Raw genomic sequence first — 17,798 nt, 5'->3', positions numbered from 1 at the left:
CGAACCAAGTCAACGGATTCGACGGGAACCGGGACCCTCCAACCACCCGCTCAACTGAGAGAACACCTCCATGAAACAACTCGCCAAGAAAATGTTCGCCGCTTCGACCATTGCGTTGCTGACCGCCTGTGGCGGCGGAAGCGATGACCCATCCAAAGATCTGTTCAGCATCTGGACCCAGGATGGAACAGGCGCAACGATGGACATCCGCGGTGGCAGCTTCGGCAAGCCGCACTATCTGTATGCGTTCTCTCCTACCGGCACGAAGTGCATTTGTCAGCTGACCGTGATTGGCGAGCAGGACAAAGGGAGCTTCGCCCTGTCCAGCTGCATCTCGACCCCATACAGCAGCGCGAAGAACCCACAATGCGAGGCCATGAACGTGGCCGGCAACTACACGAATCTGAACGCCATCCTCACACTCAGCACGCAACGGGGCTCGATCACCTACCGGTGATCAACCTTCGGTCTCATGACGCTGCAACGACCTGGCGCATTCAGGGTCGCACAGAGACCGGGATCACCTTGCGCGCCGGCATCGAAGCCCGCGCCCGCAGCTGGCCGCAGCCCCCGTCCACGTCCTGCCCGGCGGACATGCGCAGCTTGGTCAGGATGTGGCGGCGGTGCAGGCGGCGCGCGATGTCGGCGGCCTTCTCCCAGCTCGGCCGCGTGAAGGGCATGCCTTCGGTGGTGTTGTACGGGATCAGGTTGAGGATCGCGTACTTGCCCGTGAGCAGGCGCACGATGCCCTCGATCTCGTCGTCGCCGTCGTTGATGCCGTCCAGCAGCGTCCACTGGTATTGAATGGGGTAGCCGGTGGCGCGGGCGTAGGCCTCGCCGGCCTCGACCAGCTCTTCGGGCGTGAGCAGCGGCGCGCGCGGCAGCAGGTCGCGGCGCAGGTCGGCGCGGGTGGTGTGCAGCGACAGCGCCAGCGCGGGCTTGACCGCACCGCGCGGCAGCTCGTCGAACACGCGCGGGTCGCCCACGGTGGAGAACACCAGGTTCTTGTGGCCGATGTTGCCGGCCGTGCCCAGCAGCTCGATGGCCTCCATCACGTTGTCCAGGTTGTGCGCGGGTTCGCCCATGCCCATGAACACCACCTTCTTGACCGGCCGGCGCGTGCGCGCCAGCGCCACCTGGGCCACGATCTCGGCGCTGCCGAGCTGGCGGATCAGCCCCGTGGTGCCGGTCATGCAGAAGCGGCAGCCCACCGCGCAGCCGACCTGGGTGGACACGCACAGGCCGGGCGTGCGGTCTGGCAACAGCAGCACGCTTTCCACCAGCTGGCCGTCGCCCAGCTTCACCAGCAGGCGCTCGGAGCCGTCGTCGCCGGGGTGGGCGGATGCGAGCTGCGCCAGGCCCGCGAGCTCGGCCTCCAGCGCCGGCAGTGCGGCGCGCAGCGTGGCGGGCAGGAAGTGTTCGATCTGCCGCTTGCCCGCCGTCTGCGGCAGGGCGTTGCTCCACAGGCGGAGCACGCGGTGCTGGTGTTTGGGCAGGGCGCCGAGCGCAGTGAGGCGTTCGCGCAAGTCAGAGATTCGCATCCCGGGATTGTCCCTGAGGGTCGCGCTGAACGCAGTACCGGCACAGAATGCGCTTTCACCAGGAGACTCCCCACGATGAAGTCCGTGTCATTCATCCAGCGCAACACGCAAGGCCACTGGGTCGGCGACGGTTTTCCCGTGCGCACCCTGTTCTCGTACAACGACGACCCCGCCGCGTTCTCGCCCTTCCTCATGCTCGACTACGGCGGCCCGGTGGTCTTCGAGCCCACCACGAAGCGGCGCGGCGTCGGCGCGCACCCGCACCGCGGCTTCGAGACCGTGACCATCGTCTACGACGGCGAGGTCACGCACCGCGACTCGTCCGGTGGCGGCGGCACCATCGGCCCCGGCGAGGTGCAGTGGATGACCGCGGCCGCGGGCATCGTGCACGAGGAGTTCCACAGCGAGGCCTACGCCCGCAGCGGCGGCCCCTTCCGCATGGTGCAGCTGTGGGTGAACCTGCCGGCGCGCGACAAGATGGCAGCGCCCGGTTACCAGGGCATCACCGCCGCGCAGATCCCGACCCTGCCGCTGACCGGCGTGGACGGCCAGGACGCCGGCACGGTGCGGCCCATCGCGGGCAGCTTCGACGGCGCCAGCGGCCCGGCCCGAACCTTCACCCCTATGCAGGTCTGGGACGTGCAGCTCAAGGCCGGCCACACCGTCACCCTGCCCGCGCCCGAGGGCCACACCACGGTGCCGCTGGTCTACCAGGGGCGGGTCAAGACGGCCGACGGCCAGGAAGCCGGCGACGCGGAAATGATCGTCTACACCCGCGACGGCGAAGGTGTGCAGCTGACCGCGCTGGCCGACACCACCCTGCTGTGGCTGTGCGGCGAACCCATCGACGAACCCGTCGTGGGCTACGGCCCCTTCGTGATGAACACGCCGCAGGAGATCCAGCAGGCGTTTGTCGATTTCCAGTCCGGTCGCATGGGGAGGCTTTGACATGCTGGAGATGCTGATCACCGCCCGCCCCGGCGACCTGGGGCATGGCCTGACCGTGCGGCGCGTGCTGCCCTACGCCAAACGCCGCCACGTCGGCCCCTTCGTGTTCATGGACCACGCCGGCCCGGTGACGCTGGCGCCCGAGCACGTCCGCGCCGCCGACGTGCGGCCGCACCCGCACATCGGCCTGTCGACCGTGAGCTACCTGCTCAGCGGCATGATCACCCACCGCGACAGCCTGGGCATCCGGCAGGACATCAAACCCGGCGACGTGAACTGGATGACCGCGGGCCGCGGCATCAGCCATTCCGAGCGCTTCACCCACCCCGAGTCCTTCGCGGGCGGCGGGCTGGAGCTGATGCAGTTCTGGGTCGCGCTGCCCGAGGCCGACGAAGAGTGCGAACCGGCCTTCGACCACTACCCGCAGGCCCTGATGCCCGAGCACGAGACGGGCGGCGTGTGGTGGCGCCTGTTCGCCGGCAGCGCCTACGGCCAGACGACACCGGTGCGCACACATTCGCCGCTGTTCGCGCTGCACGCGCGCCTGCAGCCCGGCGCCACACTCGCCCTGACCGGTGGCCACGCCGAACAGGCGGTGTATGTGGCGCGGGGCGCCGTCACCCACGGCGACACGACCGCGGAACCCGGCCAGCTGCTGGTGTTCACCGGCGAGGGTGATTCGGTGACGGCCGGCCCCGACGGCGCCACGCTGATGGTCTTCGGCGGCCAGCCGCTGGGTGAGCGCCACATATTCTGGAACTTCGTGTCCTCGCGCAGGGAACGCATCGAGCAGGCCAAGGCCGACTGGCGGGAAGGCCGCTTCGCGCTGCCGCCCGACGACCACGACGAGTGGATCCCGCTGCCCTGAGGGCCGGCGCGCATTCGGTCACGCCTGGGCGCGGGATGGCCACGGCACAATGCCGGCATGTCCCTTTTTGACCGACTGTTCGGCGCGCGCGCCCGGGAGTACCCCGAGTCGCGCCTGCCCGCCGACCGCCAGGCCGCCGTGAACGGTTCTTCCGCTGCGCACGAAGCCGCCCACCTGCTGCGCGCGCCCACGGCGCTGATGCAGCTCAGCGAGGCCGAGGCGCTGACCGTGGTCGGCTTCATGCGGCCCAGGCGCTTCAAGCGCGGCACGACCATCATCCGCCAGGGCGAGGCCACCGACACCGGCTACATGGTGCTGGTGCTCGAAGGCGAGATCACGGTGGAGACGCTGATCGCGCGCCGCGTCAACCCGGTCACCGTGACCGTGCTGGGCCCGGGCAGCCTGATCGGCGAGATGGCCCTGGTCGACGGCGGCGCCCGCTCGGCCTCCTGCACCGCCAGCACCGATGTGGCCTGCGCCGTGCTCACGCGCGATGCCCTGGAGGCGCTGACCGCCGAGCAGCCCGCCACCGCCGCCAAACTCATGACCGCCGTGGCCCAGCGCCTGGCCGAGCGCCTGCGCGACAGCGGCCACAAGCTGCAGGTCTACAGCCAGCTGGTGCAGACCATGCAGCAGGAGATCGACAAGCTGATGCCGACGCCCGACCGGCGCGGGTGAGGCGCAGAAGCCCCGGTTTTCCAGGGCTTGGTGCTCAGGTGTTGGGCGCCGTCTTGGCGCTCCAGAGCATGGTGATCGCCAGGATGCCCAGCACCACCCCCAGCGACACCGCCACCGGGATCTTGAAGATGTCGATCAGCATCATCTTGGTGCCGATGAAGACCAGGATCACGGCCAGCCCGTAGTTCAGCAGGTGGAAGCGGCTGGCCGCGGCCTGCAGCAGGAAGAACATGGCGCGCAGACCCAGGATGGCGAACACGTTGCTGGTGAGCACGATGAACGGGTCCTTGGTGATGGCAAAGATGGCCGGGATCGAATCCACCGCGAAGATCACGTCGGTCAGGCCCACCATGGCGATCACCATCAGCAGCGGCGTGGCGATCTTCTTGCCGTTCTCGACGGTGAAGAACTTCTCGCCGTCGAACTGCTTGCTCACGGGCATGAGCTTGCGCAGCAGCTTGAGCGCCGGGTTGTCGTCCAGGCTCTCCTCCTTGCCGGCGGCCCACCACATTTTCACGCCGGTCAGGATCAGGAAGGCGCCGAACACATAGAGGATCCAGTGGAACTGCTCCAGCAGCCAGGCACCCACCAGAATCATGATGGTGCGCAACACGATGGCGCCCAGGATGCCGATCATCAGCACCCGCTTCTGGAACGCTGGCGGCACGGCGAAGTAGGTGAAGATCAGCAGGAAGACAAAGATGTTGTCCACCGCCAGGCTCTTCTCGATCAGGTAGCCGGTCAGGAACTCCAGCGACTTCTCGTTGGCGATGGCGGTCGAACCGGTGGTGTCCTTGATGGCCCACCACAGCAGGCCGTTGAAGACGAAGCTCACCGCCACCCAGGCGAGCGACCAGTTCAGCGCTTCCTTCACGCCCACGGCGTGGGCGCCCTGCTTCTTGAGCACGACAAAATCGACGAACAGGGCCGCGAGCACGAAGGCGACGAAGACGCCCCAGAGCCACAGGGGTGCAATGGTTTCCATGATGGACAAGACCTTTTCTAGAGGACGGTGTTGATCGGATGAAGAACACCCTCCAAGGTCTGGCCGGGACCGGGCATGGCGCCTGGCCCGGGGCATCCGGCGGCCTTCCGGTGAAGACCGCGTACTGACGGACGCCCCACCCGCCGAGGCCGGACGGGGCGTCCGGTGGCGGGCTGGTTACTCCCCTTGATGGGAGCGGCGATTGTGGGGGCGGCGCACCGCCCTCACAAGGCGAAGGTCACTCAGAAAAAAATGGAACATCGCCCAACGACCTGCAGCAGCAGCACAGTCCGGGGTCAGGCCGCCTCTTTGTAGAACATCGCCCGCCCCACCGCCCGCGGCGCCTGCGTGGCCACCGCGTCGTGGATCGCGCCGATGTGCTGGGGCGTGGTGCCGCAGCAGCCGCCCACGATGTTCACCAGGCCCTCGGCTGCGAACTCGCGCAGCAGGCGGCTGGTGACGTCGGGCGTCTCGTCGAAGCCGGTGTCGCTCATGGGGTTGGGCAGGCCGGCGTTGGGGTAGCAGCTGATGAAGGTGTCGCCCGCCACCTTGGCCAGTTCCTGGATATAGGGGCGCATCAGCGTGGCGCCCAGCGCGCAGTTCAGGCCCACGGCCAAGGGCTGGATGTGGCGCACGCTGGCCCAGAAGGCGGTGACGGTCTGGCCGCTGAGGATGCGGCCGGAGGCGTCGGTCACGGTGCCGCTGATGATGACCGGCAGGCGCTCGCCGCTCTTCTCGAAGAACTCGTCGATGGCGAACAGCGCGGCCTTGGCGTTGAGCGTGTCGAAGATGGTCTCGACCAGCAGCACGTCGGCGCCGCCTTCCACCAGCGCCTCCACCTGCTCCAGGTAGGCGGCGCGCAGCTGCTCGAAGGTGATGTTGCGGGCACCGGCGTCGTTCACGTCGGGGCTGATGCTGGCGGTCTTGGGCGTGGGGCCGAGCGCGCCGGCCACGAAGCGCGGCTTGTCGGGCGTGCTGAATTTGTCGCAGGCCTCGCGGGCGATGCGGGCCGAGGCCAGGTTCATCTCGCGCGCCAGGTGGGCCATGTCGTAGTCCTCCTGCGCAATCGTCGTGGCGCCGAAGGTGTTGGTCTCGATCAGGTCGGCGCCGGCCGCGAGGTAGCCCTCGTGGATGTCGCGGATCACGTCCGGGCGGGTCAGGCTCAGCAGTTCGTTGTTGCCCTTGACGTCCTTGTGGAAGTCCTTGAAACGCTCGCCGCGGTACTGCGCCTCGCCGAGCTTGAAGCGCTGGATCATGGTGCCCATGGCGCCGTCGAGGATGGCGATGCGTTGGGACAGGATCTGGGGCAGCGCCTGGGCGCGGGTGTAGACGGGCGTTTTCATGATCCCGCGATTGTAGGAAACGCCCCCCGGCCAGCCGTGGTCAGGGGCTTCGGCGCAGCGCCTGTTTTCTATACTGCGCCGCTTCCAGGAGGTGTGTCGTGCAACTGCGTGTGGGCCCATGGGCCGCTGGCCCCGGCCGCTGGGTATTCGCCTGGGGCCTCTGCGCCCTGCTGGCGGGCTGCGACCGGATCGGCCCGTGGAGCGCCGAGCGCAGCCACACCGTGTCGGCGGTGATCGAGCGCGCGCCCGGCCCGTTTGGCCAGGTGAGCTGGCACGCGGACTACCGCGCCGAGGATTGCCCGGCGGGTGCGCCACCCGGGGGCGGCGAGCTGAGCGTGGCGCTGCCGGTCACCCACCAGGGCGGGCACCACTACGAGACCACCGTCCCCGGCCGCCCGGCGGCAGGCACGGGACAGGACCGGTGCCGCTGGCGGCTGGTGTCGACCTCGGCCCGCTTTGCGGCCACCGCCGCCGAGGGCGACGAGGTCTTCGAGGCCCGCCTGACGGCGGGGCAACTGGCCCGGGAAAAGCCGGTGGTCCTGTACTACTGGCGCGGCACCTACCCGCGCATGCCAGGAGCGATCATCACCCGCGCGCTCGGGGAACCGGACCGCCAGGTGTTCCGCCCCGAATTCCAGAACCAGCTGTTCACGATCACGCTGACGCCCCGGGCGGCGCCTTGACGCGCCCGCCGGGCTGGCGCAGGGGCGCTCCGGCCTCAACGACAATACGCCCCCATGAAACACCTGCTCCCGACCGAAGCCTGGACCTGGCTGCAAGACCAGACCGCGCAGCGCGCCGCCGAGGGCCTGGAGCCCCCGCTGTTCGTCGACGTGCGCATGGAAATCGAGTCGCTCTACGTCGGCCGGCCGCCCGGCGTGGTGCACATCGCCTGGTACGAGTACCCGGACCTGACCGCCGATCCGCAGGCCTTCGCCGCCGCGGTGGAGGCCGAGGCGGGTGACAAGGGCCGCCCGGTGCTGCTGATCTGCCGCAGCGGCAAACGCACGCAGGACGCCGGCGCCGCGCTGGAGGCCGCCGGCTTCGCCGAGGTGGCGCACGTGGTGCATGGCTTCGAAGGCGATCTGGACGACCGGTTCAAGCGCAGCACGCTCAACGGCTGGCGCTTCGACGGCCTGCCCTGGGAACAGATGTGATCGACATCTCCTCTGAAGGCGAGACGCTGGAAGCCTGCGCCGAGGTGCTGCAGTCGGTCTTCGGCTACGAGGCCTTCCGCGGCCCGCAGGCGGGCATCGTCACCCACGTCAGCGACGGCGGCGACGCCCTGGTGCTCATGCCCACGGGCGGCGGCAAGAGCCTGTGTTACCAGATCCCGGCCATCGTGCGCCAGCGCGCCGGCCACGGCGTGTCCATCGTGGTCTCGCCGCTGATCGCGCTGATGCACGACCAGGTGGGCGCGCTGCTGGAAGCCGGCGTGGACGCGGCCTTCCTCAATTCCAGCCTCACCAGCGACGAAGCGCAGCAGATCGAACGCCGCCTGCTCAAGGGCGAGATCACCATGCTCTACGCCGCGCCCGAGCGACTGACCACGCCGCGCTTCCTGGCGCTGCTCGACTCGCTGCACGAGCGCGGGCTGCTCAGCCTGTTCGCCATCGACGAGGCGCACTGCGTGAGCCAGTGGGGCCACGACTTCCGGCCCGAGTACCGCGAGCTGGCGGTGCTGCACGAGCGCTACGCCGGCGTGCCGCGCATCGCGCTCACGGCCACGGCCGACGACCTGACGCGCGAGGACATCGTGACGCACCTGCAGCTGCAGGACGCGCGGCGCTTCGTCAGCAGCTTCGACCGCCCCAACATCCGCTACACCATCGTCGAGAAGAAGGACGGCACGCAGCAGCTGCTGCGCTTCATCCGCGACGAACACATGAACAGCCAGGGCCACGACGCCGGCATCGTCTACTGCCAGTCGCGCAAGCGGGTGGAAGAAGTGGCGGCGCTGCTGGTGGACCACGGGCTGAACGCCCTGCCCTACCACGCGGGCCTCGACTCGGCGGTGCGCCAAAAGCACCAGGACCGTTTCCTGCGCGAAGAGGGCCTGATCATGGTCGCCACCATCGCCTTCGGCATGGGCATCGACAAGCCGGACGTGCGCTTCGTGGCCCACCTGGACATGCCCAAGAACATTGAGGGCTACTACCAGGAAACCGGCCGCGCCGGTCGCGACGGCGAGGCGGCCGACGCCTGGATGGTTTATGGCCTGCAGGACGTGGTGAACCAGCGCCGCATGATCGACGAGAGCCCGGCGGGCGACGAGTTCAAGCAGGTGCTGCGCGGCAAGCTGGACGCTCTGCTGGCGCTGGCCGAAGCCAGCGACTGCCGGCGGGTGCGGCTGCTGTCGTACTTCGGCGAAGCCAGCCAGCCCTGCGGCAACTGCGACAACTGCATCTCGCCCCCGGCCCTGCACGACGCCACCGAGGCGGCGCGCAAGCTGCTGTCCTGCATCTACCGCGTGCAGCAGGCCAGCGGCACGGCCTTCGGCGCCGGCCACCTGATGGACATCCTGCGCGGCAAGGCCACCGACAAGATCGCGCAATACGGGCACGACAAGCTCAGCACCTTCGGCATCGGCGCCGACCTCAGCGAGAGCCAGTGGCGCGCCCTGCTGCGCCAGCTGATCGCGCGCGAAGCGGTGCGGGTGGACGACGCCCCGTACAACACCCTGCACCTGACCGATGGCGCCCGCCCCATCCTCAAGGGCGAAGCCCAGGTCTGGTTGCGAGAGGTCACCGAATCCAAAGGCAGCCGGCGCAGCAGCCGCAAGTCCGCCCGCGACGCGTTGGCGCCTGACGGCCAGCCGCTGTCGCTGTCCGAACGCGAGTGCCTGGACGCGCTCAAGGCCTGGCGCGCCGAGGTGGCGCGCGAGCACAACCTGCCGGCCTTCGTGATCTTTCACGACGCGACCCTGCGCGCGATCGCCGCCGAGAAACCGCGCTCCATGGCCGATCTGGACGGCATTTCCGGCATCGGCCAGAAAAAGCGCGACGCCTACGGCGCCGAGGTGCTGCGCGTGGTGAGTGCTTTCGATTAAAGCCTGCCGGCCTTGCGCCGATACGGCTGTCAACCATCGTCTGACCACCCGACCGCCCGTCGGAAATGGGGGTGTTTCACCGCCCATTTTTCTCAAGACCCCGCCCCCTGCGCCGAAAAAACGTGGGAAGCCGGTGAAGTGCCGGCACCACGACTTCAGCGGAGACCGTTCATGTTTTTCAAGCTGCCCTGGTTCGGACGGAAAGAACCCAGCTTCCACGACACCCAGGTCCTGGAGATGGACTTCCTGGTGAGCGAGTTCGAGGACGCCGTCTCTGATATCCAGGACCCGCTGCGCACACGGCTGCACGCCGCGCTGCTGGCCTGCCGCAACCCGCAGGACCTGTGGTTCCTGCGCGGCAAGCTGTTCAACCTGATCTCCAAGCACCACTGCGAGGGTGTGGCCCACCAGCGCGTGTCCCGGCTGGACCAGAAGCTGATGTTCTTCGTGAACCACCACCCGGACCACACACCCGAGGAACTGCCGTCGGGTCCCATGGCCCTGTTGCACTGACCGGCACCCCAGACAAGGCAGGGCCATCGGGGGCTTCCTAGAATCGGGCGCATGTCCCACGCGCCCCTCCTCATCCTCAAGACCGGCTCCACCCACGCCCACATCCGCGACCGCCTGGGCGATTTCGACGACTGGATCGCCGCCGGGCTGCGCGCTGGCGGTGCGACCGTGCTGGCGACCCACGACGCACAGGTCGACGGACCGCCGAAGGCGCCGCAGCGGTTCTCGGGCGTGGTGCTCACCGGCTCGCACCACATGGTCAGCGAGCGCGAGCCCTGGAGCGAGGCGCTGGTGCCCTGGCTGCAGGCCGCCGTCGAGGCCGGCACCCCGCTGCTGGGCATCTGCTACGGCCACCAGCTGCTGGCCCACGCGCTGGGCGGCGAGGTGGCCCACCACCCCGATGGCGTCGAGATCGGCACGGTGACGGTGGCGCGCCACGCCGCCTCCGAAGCAGACCCGCTGCTGGGCGACCTGCCCGAGCACTTTCCGGCCCAGGCGGTGCACTGGCAGTCGGTGCGGCGCCTGCCGGCAGACGCGGTGCTGCTCGCCGGCAGCGCGCACGAGGCGCACCACGCCTTCCGCGTCGGCGAACGCGCCTGGGGCGTGCAGTTCCACCCGGAGTTTTCCGACGAGGCGCTGCGCGCCTACCTGGACGGTCTGGGCCCAGCGCTGGCCCAGGAGGGGCTGGATGCGGCACAGATCGCCGACGCGCTCAGACCGACACCCGAAGCGGCGTCGGTGCTGCCTCGGTTTGCGCGGCTGGCGTTGGGCTGATCTAGTGGACGAAGCCCATGCCGCGCGCTTCGCGGACCTCGGGCTTGATGCGGTGCTCGGCCTCGAGCTGGGCCAGGAACTCCTCCGGCGGTAGGGTCTCGGCCAGGATCTCCACCTGGCGCTTGACCGCAGCGAAGTCACCCGGGCACAGCTGCTCCAGCTTCGCCAGCCGTGAACGGATCGGCTCGGTCAGGCCGGCCTCGTCACCGCCCAGCGCCTCGACCACGAACATGCGTTCGCGCTGCTCGCTGCGCAGCGGCTTGAACCTGATCTTGAAGGTGAAGCGCCGCAGCGCCGCCTGGTCGATCGCGTCCATCAGGTTGGTGGTGCAGACGAAGATGCCGTTGAAACGCTCCATGCCCTGCAGCATCTCGTTGACCTCGGTCACCTCGTAGGTGCGCTGCGCGCCGCGCCGGTCCTGCAGGAAGCTGTCGGCCTCGTCCAGCAGCAGCACCGCCTTCTCGGCCTCGGCCTCGCGGAACATCGCCGCCATCTGCTGCTCGGTCTCGCCCACGAACTTGCTCACCAGGTCGCTGGCGCGGCGGATCATCAGCGGCCGCTCGAGCTGTTTGGCGATGTGCTCGGCCAGCGCGGTCTTGCCGGTGCCGGGCGCGCCGTGGAAGCACAGGCAGCCGTGGCCGCGCGCCTTGAGCGCGGCCACGATGCGGCCGATCTCGTAGCGCGACTCGACGTTCAGCATGTCCAGGCTGTACTGCGTCACTTCCGGTCGCTGGCCGGCGTCGGGCTGGCGGCCCAGGGCCAGGTCGGCGTTGCGCAGCTGGCGCTCGATCAGCTCGTCCAGCGTGGGGCCGGTGTCGGCCGCCACCTTCTTGCGGCGCCCGGGCGTCTTCGCGGGCGCGGCCGCCAGATGCGCAAAGCGCACCGCGGTGCGGATCTGCGCCGGCGTCAGCCCCTTGCGCGCGGTCAGCCGCGCCACGAGACCGTCGGACACCGGCTCACCTTCCAGCGTCTTGCGCACCAGCTGCTCGCGCGCGCCGGGTGGCGGGCTCTTGAGTTCGAGGTGGTAGGCAAAGCGGCGGCGGAAGGCCGGGTCGATCTGCTCGATGCGGTTGGTGACCCAGACCGTCGGCACCGCATTGGATTCGAGAATCTGGTTCACCCAGGCCTTGCCGCTGACGCTGTTGCTGTGCGGCGCCGACACCTGCTCGGCGCGCGCCATGAACTGCGCCGCCTCGCTGCTGATGGGCGGGAACACGTCCTCCACCTCGTCAAACAGCAGCGCCGAGTGGGCCGTGCCCTTGAGGAACACCTGCGCGATCTGCAGCGAGCGGTAGCGGTCGCGGCCGCTGAGCGCGTTGCCGTCGCGGTCGGCGTATTCCACCTCGAACAGCTCCAATCCGGCGGCCTGTGCCACCACCCGCGCCAGTTCGGTCTTGCCGGTGCCGGGCGGGCCGTAGAGCAGGATGTTCACGCCCGGCTCCTTGCGCGCCACCGCTTCGCGCAGCAGGCCGCTGAGCAGGCGCACGTCATCGGCCACGTACTCGAAGTCCTTGGACGTCAGCGCCGAGCGCGCGGCGGGGCGCGTGAACACCGCCATCAGCTCGCTCTCGCTGCGGTACTCGCGCATCAGCACCGGCGGCAGCTTTTCGCTGACCTTCATCAGGTCGGCCAGGTCGGTGATGTTGTGCTCGGAGATCAGGTTCTCCACCATGCCGATGCGTTCGAGCCGCGAGCCGGCGCGCAGCGCCTCACCCACCTCGCTGGCCTTGACGCCGGCCACGTCGGCGATGGCCGCGTAGGCCTCTGGTGCGTTGTTGACCTTGAACTCGACCAGGATGGAGCGCAGGTCGCGCTGGTAGCGCGCCAGCGTGCCATAGAGCAGCAGCGCGCGCTCGGCGCGGTTGAGCTGCAGCAGGTTGGCCAGCGCGTCGATGTTCTTTTCCACCAGGGTGCTCTGCTTCTTGAGCGCCTGGTTGAGCCAATCGCCCGTCACGGCCAGCACCGACAGCAGGTCCTTGGGTGATTCCTTGGCGTACTCGTCGAGATAGAAGAACAGCGTGCCTTCTTCATAGGGGCCACGCCACACGCCGTAGCGCTCCATGAAGGCGGCGGTCGAGAGCTGTTCGTTGCCGGTCCAGAGTTCGTTGTCCTTGCAGCGGCGGGTCAGGAACTCGCGCAGGCGCGCCAGCACGGTCATGGGCCACACCAGGTGGCGGCCGGCCAGCGCCAGCAGGGTGTTGAGATCGCGGCGCACATTGAAGCGCTGACCCTGGCGGGCGGCGAGCGTGAGCACGAAGTGCGAGCACATCAGGTCCAGCACCGGCGCCTGGCGCAGCCCGGACGGCACGAACACGCGCGCGTCCAAGGCCGGGCTGTGCCGGGGCTCGGGGCTCGGGCGCGCTTCGGCCGGACGCGGCGTCGCCGGCGTGGCGCGCTGCAACAGGCGTTTGCTCATGAGGACACCTCCAGTCTTGACAACGGGGCACGCAGTCCGCAATGCGAATTGGAGCGGACCATAACCCAGCTTGATCCATCATGGAAGAGCATGATCCAGCGCGGTCCGACGAGTTGTGGGGCCTTTCCCGCTCACTTGTGACAATCGTCCGGCGGCACAATCGGCCGATGCTTGAAAAAAGAGACATCGATGCCGCCGCTGAGCGCCTGAACGGCCAGGTGCTGGACACCCCGTGCGTGGAATCACGCACGCTTTCGCAGCTCACGGGCTGCCAGGTGTTTCTCAAATTCGAGAACCTGCAGTACACCGCGTCCTTCAAGGAGCGCGGCGCCTGCAACAAGCTCTCCCAGTTGTCGGCCGACGAACGGGCACGCGGCGTGATCGCCATGAGCGCCGGCAACCACGCCCAGGGCGTGGCCTACCACGCACAGCGCCTGGGCATCCGCGCGGTGATCGTGATGCCGCGCTTCACGCCGGGCGTGAAGGTGGAACGCACGCGCGGTTTCGGCGCCGAGGTGGTGCTGCACGGCGACACGCTGGAAGAAGCCCGCGCCCACGCCTACGCGCTGGCCGAGCAGCAGGGCCTGGTGTTCGTGCACCCCTACGACGACGAGGCCATCGTCGCAGGCCAGGGCACGGTGGCCCTGGAGATGCTGCGCGCGCAACCCGACATCGACACCCTCGTGATCGCCATCGGCGGCGGCGGCCTGATCGCCGGCATGGCGACCGCGGCACGCGCCATGCGCCCCGACATCCAGATCATCGGTGTGCAGACCGAGCGCTTTCCGGCGATGTACAACGCCATCAAGGGCACCCACCTGCCGCAGGGCAGCAGCACGATCGCCGAAGGCATCGCCGTCGGCACGCCGGGTGTGATCCCGCAGGCGATCATCCGCGACAAGGTCGACGACCTGCTGCTGGTCGACGAAGGCGACATCGAGCAGGCCATCGTGATGCTGCTGGAGATCGAGAAGACCCTGGTCGAAGGCGCGGGCGCGGCCGGGCTGGCCGCGGTACTCAAGCACCCCGAGCGTTTCGCTGGCCGCAAGGTGGGCCTGGTGCTCTGCGGCGGCAACATCGACCCGATGCTGCTCGCCTCGATCATCGAGCGGGGCATGGTGCGGGCCGGCCGGCTGGCGCGCATCCAGGTCAGCGCCCGCGACGTGCCCGGCAACCTGGCGCGCATCACAGCCATCGTGGCCGAGGCCGGCGCCAACATCGACGAGGTCCACCACCAGCGCGCCTTCAACCTGCTGGCGGCGCAGAACGTGGCGGTCGAGCTGGTGCTGCAGACGCGCGGCCGCGAGCATGTGCAACAGGTGATCGACGCGCTGCAGGCCGCCGGTTTCGACACCCAACGGATGTGACCACCCCATGACCGCACCCGACGCCCCCCTCAGCACCGACACCCTGCAGGCCTGCCTGTCCGACTGGTTCGCGCCCTGGGTCCAGGCCCTGGGCCTGCGCGTCGAGTCCTTCCAGACGGACGAAGTGGTGCTGCGCCTGCCGCAGAACGACCAGCTGGCGCGCATCGGCGGCATGGTCTGCGGCCAGGCCATGATGGCCGCCGCCGACACGGCGATGGTGCTGGCCATCGTGACTCGGCTGGGCACGCGCCGGCCCATGACCACGGTGCAGCAGAACAGCAGTTTCCTCAAGCCGCTGTCCAACCAGGACGCGCTGGTGACCGCCCGTGTGGTGCGGGCCGGCAAGAACCTGGTGTTCGGGGAAATCGACATCGCCGGCGCCGACGACGGCAAGAGCGTCTGCCGCGCCAGCACCACCTACGCGCTGCTGTGAGGGTTGGGCCGGGTGCGGTCCAGGGCCGTCGGCTTTAGAATCCGCGTTGATTTTTCTCAATTCCGGAGACGCCCCATGGCCCACGCCCCCCACGACAGCCACGCCGATGAACCCCAGGACGTGGTCGAGTCCATCGTTCCGCTCATGCCCATCGTGCTGCCCGTGGCCGGCGGCGTGCTGATCTTCCTGCTGGCCTTCATTGCCGTGTTCATGGCCTGAAACCCGGCACGGCCAGCGAAGAGAAGCCGCCCACCGGGCGGCTTTTGTTTTGAACGTCGCTCAGCCGGCGACCACCGTGCCCTGGTGGTACACCGCCTGCCAGCGCCCGGCCTCCCGACGCCACAGCGTCATGCGCCGCGTGACCCGGCCCGGCTGGCGCAGGCGGTAGGTCAGCAACCAGACGTCTTCACTCACCCGCTGCAGGTGGTGCTGGTCGGTCTGCCATGTCCCGGGGTCGGGCCGCCCCGGGCGCTGCGCCAGCACCTGGCGGGCGAAGACCCGGCTGTAGCGGCGGCCGGTGGCACCGGTCTCCCAGAAGCCGGGCGCCACCAGCCGGTCGAAGTCGGCCAGGGTCGCGTCCGGGAAGGCCGCGTGGTAGAGGTCTTCAAGGGTTCTGAGTTCGTCCAGCAAGGACGCCAGACCGGGTTCCAGGATGAGTTCGGGTTCCATGGCCCCACTCTAGCGGTTGCACGACACCGTACCCCCGCCGGCATTCATGCATCAGGTTATGCATGTCTTGCATGTAACTTGCCGGTAACTGACCGACCTTCTTTTTTAAAATTGATGGGTTAGGCCGACACGCGGACCAGAACCCGGGATCATCCGCCCCCTTTCTGGCTGTCGCGCTGCACCGCAACCGCCCTGCAGCCCCGAGCGCCGACCGCCCTTTTTGTCCAAGGGATCTTGCAGAGCCGCCCGCCACCGTTCCGTGGCCAGCGGCTGTTGGTGTCTCTTGGCCGCCGCTTTCAAACTACCGGAGCCTTTTCGATGAACTCTCCCGTGATGCAGGGCCTCAACCTCAACACCCCCGCCTACGTCAAGCACGCCCGCCTGATCGCCTGGGTGGCCGACATGGTGGCCCTGTGCAAGCCCGACAACGTGGTCTGGTGCGACGGCAGCCAGGAAGAATACGACCGCCTGTGCCAGGAACTGGTCGACGCCGGCACCTTCAAGAAGCTCAACCCGGCCAAGCGCCCGGGCTCCTTCCTGGCCTGGACCGACCCGTCCGACGTGGCCCGCGTGGAAGACCGCACCTACATCTGCTCAGAGAAGAAGGAAGACGCCGGCCCGACCAACAACTGGATGGCCCCGGCCGAGATGCGCGCCACCCTGAACCCGCTGTTCGACGGCTGCATGAAGGGCCGCACCATGTACGTGGTGCCGTTCTCCATGGGCCCACTGGGCTCGCACATCGCCCACATCGGCATCGAGCTGACCGACAGCGCCTACGTGGTGGTGAACCAGAAGCTGATGACCCGCATGGGCAAGGCCGTGTACGACGTGCTGGGCGACAGCGGCGACTTCGTGCCCTGCATGCACACCGTGGGCGCGCCGCTGGCCGAAGGCCAGAAGGACAGCACCACCTGGCCCTGCAACCCGACCACCAAGTACATCGTGCATTTCCCCGAAACGCGCGAGATCTGGTCCTACGGCTCGGGCTACGGTGGCAACGCGCTGCTGGGCAAGAAGTGCTTCGCGCTGCGCATCGCCTCCAACATGGGCCGCGACCAGGGCTGGCTGGCCGAGCACATGCTGATCCTGGGCGTGACCAACCCCCAGGGCAAGAAGTACCACGTCGCCGCCGCCTTCCCCAGCGCCTGCGGCAAGACCAACTTCTCCATGCTGGTGCCGCCCGAGGCGGGCTTTGCAGGCTGGAAGGTCACCACCATCGGTGACGACATCGCCTGGATCAAGCCCCATGCCGACGGAAAGATGTACGCCATCAACCCCGAGGCCGGCTACTTCGGCGTGGCCCCCGGCACCAACATGCACACCAACCCGAACTGCATGCGTTCGCTGGACAAGAACGTCATCTTCACCAACGTGGCCCTGACGGACGACGGCGACGTGTGGTGGGAAGGCATGGAGAAGGACACCGGCACGCTGCCCGAGCACCTGATCGACTGGCAGGGCAAGGACTGGACCCCGGCGATTGCCAAGGAAAAGGGCACCAAGGCCGCGCACCCCAACTCGCGCTTCACCGTGGCCGCCACCAACAACCCCGCACTGGACCCGCAGTGGGACGACGCCGACGGCGTGGCGATCGACGCATTCATCTTCGGCGGCCGCCGCTCCACCACCGTGCCCCTGGTGACCGAGGCACGTACCTGGATGGAAGGCGTCTACATGGCCGCCACGATGGGCTCCGAAACCACGGCGGCCGCCTTTGGCGCCCAGGGCGTGGTGCGCCGCGATCCGTTCGCGATGCTGCCGTTCTGCGGCTACAACATGAGCGACTACTTCCAGCACTGGCTGGACATGGAGCACAAGCTGGAAGAATCCGGCCACACCCTGCCCAAGATCTTCTGCGTGAACTGGTTCCGCAAGGACGAGGCGGGCAAGTTCGTGTGGCCCGGCTATGGCGACAACATGCGCGTCCTCAAGTGGATGATCGACCGCATCGAAGGCCAGGCGCAAGGCCAGGAAACCATGTTCGGCGTAGCCCCGCAATACGCCGAGATCAACTGGACCGGCCTGGACTTCAGCGCCGAGCAGTTCGCGCAGGTCACGAGCATCGACAAGGCCGCCTGGACCGAGGAGTTCAAGCTGCACGACGCGCACTTCGAGCAGCTGGCCTACCACATGCCCCAGGCCCTGATCGACACCAAGAACGCCCTGGAACAGCGCCTGACCGCCGCCTGATCCCGGCCCGTACGGGCCGAC

Annotated in this window: 18 protein-coding genes; 13 read left to right on the top strand and 5 right to left on the bottom strand. The window is 68.4% G+C overall.

What is annotated here, in order from left to right; genetic code table 11:
* The first annotated feature begins 70 nt into the window (after positions 1-70).
* Positions 71-457: a hypothetical protein gene (locus HPF_RS01055; RefSeq protein ID WP_133155495.1), complete on the top strand. Its 387-nt coding sequence runs from the start codon at positions 71-73 to the stop codon at positions 455-457.
* A 40-nt stretch (positions 458-497) separates the two neighbouring features.
* Here the strand turns inward: HPF_RS01055 and HPF_RS01050 are convergent, their stop codons facing one another.
* Positions 498-1,541, bottom strand: a complete 1,044-nt coding sequence (locus HPF_RS01050; protein WP_133155494.1) for an RNA methyltransferase — start codon at positions 1,539-1,541, stop codon at positions 498-500.
* A gap of 75 nt (positions 1,542-1,616) precedes the next feature.
* Between HPF_RS01050 and HPF_RS01045 the strand changes: the two genes are divergently transcribed.
* The 3 genes from HPF_RS01045 to HPF_RS01035 are packed head-to-tail and all read left to right on the top strand — an operon-like array spanning position 1,617 to position 4,035.
* Positions 1,617-2,489 carry a pirin family protein gene (locus tag HPF_RS01045; protein ID WP_133155493.1) on the top strand — a complete coding sequence of 291 codons (873 nt, stop codon included), beginning with the start codon at positions 1,617-1,619 and terminating at the stop codon, positions 2,487-2,489.
* A 1-nt stretch (position 2,490) separates the two neighbouring features.
* Positions 2,491-3,357, top strand: a complete 867-nt coding sequence (locus HPF_RS01040) for a pirin family protein (protein ID WP_133155492.1) — start codon at positions 2,491-2,493, stop codon at positions 3,355-3,357.
* Positions 3,358-3,414: 57 nt separating this feature from the next.
* Positions 3,415-4,035, top strand: a complete 621-nt coding sequence (locus HPF_RS01035) for a cyclic nucleotide-binding domain-containing protein (RefSeq protein WP_133155491.1) — start codon at positions 3,415-3,417, stop codon at positions 4,033-4,035.
* A gap of 34 nt (positions 4,036-4,069) precedes the next feature.
* On the opposite strand, the gene HPF_RS01030 is transcribed toward HPF_RS01035, so the two are convergent.
* The gene (locus HPF_RS01030; protein WP_133155490.1) at positions 4,070-5,020 is read right to left on the bottom strand and encodes a TerC family protein; all 951 of its coding nucleotides are present in this window, start codon (positions 5,018-5,020) and stop codon (positions 4,070-4,072) included.
* A gap of 296 nt (positions 5,021-5,316) precedes the next feature.
* Positions 5,317-6,363 (bottom strand): homocysteine S-methyltransferase family protein, encoded by a 1,047-nt coding sequence (locus HPF_RS01025; protein WP_133155489.1) that lies wholly within the window; start codon positions 6,361-6,363, stop codon positions 5,317-5,319.
* A 98-nt stretch (positions 6,364-6,461) separates the two neighbouring features.
* Here HPF_RS01025 and HPF_RS01020 point away from each other — a divergent pair, with 98 nt between their 5' ends.
* The 5 genes from HPF_RS01020 to HPF_RS01000 all read left to right on the top strand — a co-directional run bounded on the left by HPF_RS01020 (position 6,462) and on the right by HPF_RS01000 (position 10,699).
* Positions 6,462-7,046, top strand: coding sequence for a hypothetical protein (locus tag HPF_RS01020; protein ID WP_133155488.1), 585 nt, complete (start codon positions 6,462-6,464; stop codon positions 7,044-7,046).
* A gap of 54 nt (positions 7,047-7,100) precedes the next feature.
* Positions 7,101-7,520: a rhodanese-like domain-containing protein gene (locus HPF_RS01015; RefSeq protein ID WP_133155487.1), complete on the top strand. Its 420-nt coding sequence runs from the start codon at positions 7,101-7,103 to the stop codon at positions 7,518-7,520.
* On the top strand, positions 7,517-9,412 hold the full coding sequence (gene recQ / locus HPF_RS01010) for a DNA helicase RecQ (protein ID WP_133155486.1): 1,896 nt from the start codon (positions 7,517-7,519) through the stop codon (positions 9,410-9,412). Before HPF_RS01015 ends, recQ begins: the two co-directional genes overlap by 4 nt.
* A gap of 171 nt (positions 9,413-9,583) precedes the next feature.
* Positions 9,584-9,925, top strand: coding sequence for a hypothetical protein (locus tag HPF_RS01005; protein WP_066152330.1), 342 nt, complete (start codon positions 9,584-9,586; stop codon positions 9,923-9,925).
* Between the two features lie 51 nt (positions 9,926-9,976).
* Entirely contained in the window at positions 9,977-10,699 is a 723-nt protein-coding gene (locus HPF_RS01000; RefSeq protein ID WP_133155485.1) for a glutamine amidotransferase, read from the top strand.
* A 1-nt stretch (position 10,700) separates the two neighbouring features.
* Here the strand turns inward: HPF_RS01000 and HPF_RS00995 are convergent, their stop codons facing one another.
* Positions 10,701-12,968 carry an ATP-binding protein gene (locus HPF_RS00995; protein WP_424955193.1) on the bottom strand — a complete coding sequence of 756 codons (2,268 nt, stop codon included), beginning with the start codon at positions 12,966-12,968 and terminating at the stop codon, positions 10,701-10,703.
* Positions 12,969-13,282: 314 nt separating this feature from the next.
* Here HPF_RS00995 and HPF_RS00990 point away from each other — a divergent pair, with 314 nt between their 5' ends.
* From HPF_RS00990 to HPF_RS23600, 3 genes are all read left to right on the top strand, one after another.
* Complete coding sequence (locus HPF_RS00990; protein ID WP_133155483.1) at positions 13,283-14,482, top strand: threonine ammonia-lyase; 1,200 nt, start codon at positions 13,283-13,285, stop codon at positions 14,480-14,482.
* 7 nt (positions 14,483-14,489) lie between these two features.
* Positions 14,490-14,915, top strand: a complete 426-nt coding sequence (locus HPF_RS00985; RefSeq protein WP_066152319.1) for a PaaI family thioesterase — start codon at positions 14,490-14,492, stop codon at positions 14,913-14,915.
* A gap of 75 nt (positions 14,916-14,990) precedes the next feature.
* Positions 14,991-15,134, top strand: coding sequence for a hypothetical protein (locus tag HPF_RS23600; RefSeq protein ID WP_164868389.1), 144 nt, complete (start codon positions 14,991-14,993; stop codon positions 15,132-15,134).
* A gap of 60 nt (positions 15,135-15,194) precedes the next feature.
* On the opposite strand, the gene HPF_RS00980 is transcribed toward HPF_RS23600, so the two are convergent.
* Entirely contained in the window at positions 15,195-15,584 is a 390-nt protein-coding gene (locus HPF_RS00980; protein ID WP_066152316.1) for a nuclear transport factor 2 family protein, read from the bottom strand.
* Between the two features lie 318 nt (positions 15,585-15,902).
* Here HPF_RS00980 and HPF_RS00975 point away from each other — a divergent pair, with 318 nt between their 5' ends.
* Entirely contained in the window at positions 15,903-17,777 is a 1,875-nt protein-coding gene (locus HPF_RS00975; RefSeq protein ID WP_127805875.1) for a phosphoenolpyruvate carboxykinase (GTP), read from the top strand.
* Positions 17,778-17,798 lie beyond the last annotated feature (21 nt).

This window comes from Hydrogenophaga pseudoflava (assembly GCF_004353865.1).
In the GTDB taxonomy this organism is placed as follows: domain Bacteria; phylum Pseudomonadota; class Gammaproteobacteria; order Burkholderiales; family Burkholderiaceae_C; genus Hydrogenophaga; species Hydrogenophaga pseudoflava.
The sequence above is the reverse complement of the archived record's forward strand: the minus strand, read 5'-3'. Positions and strand labels throughout refer to the sequence as shown.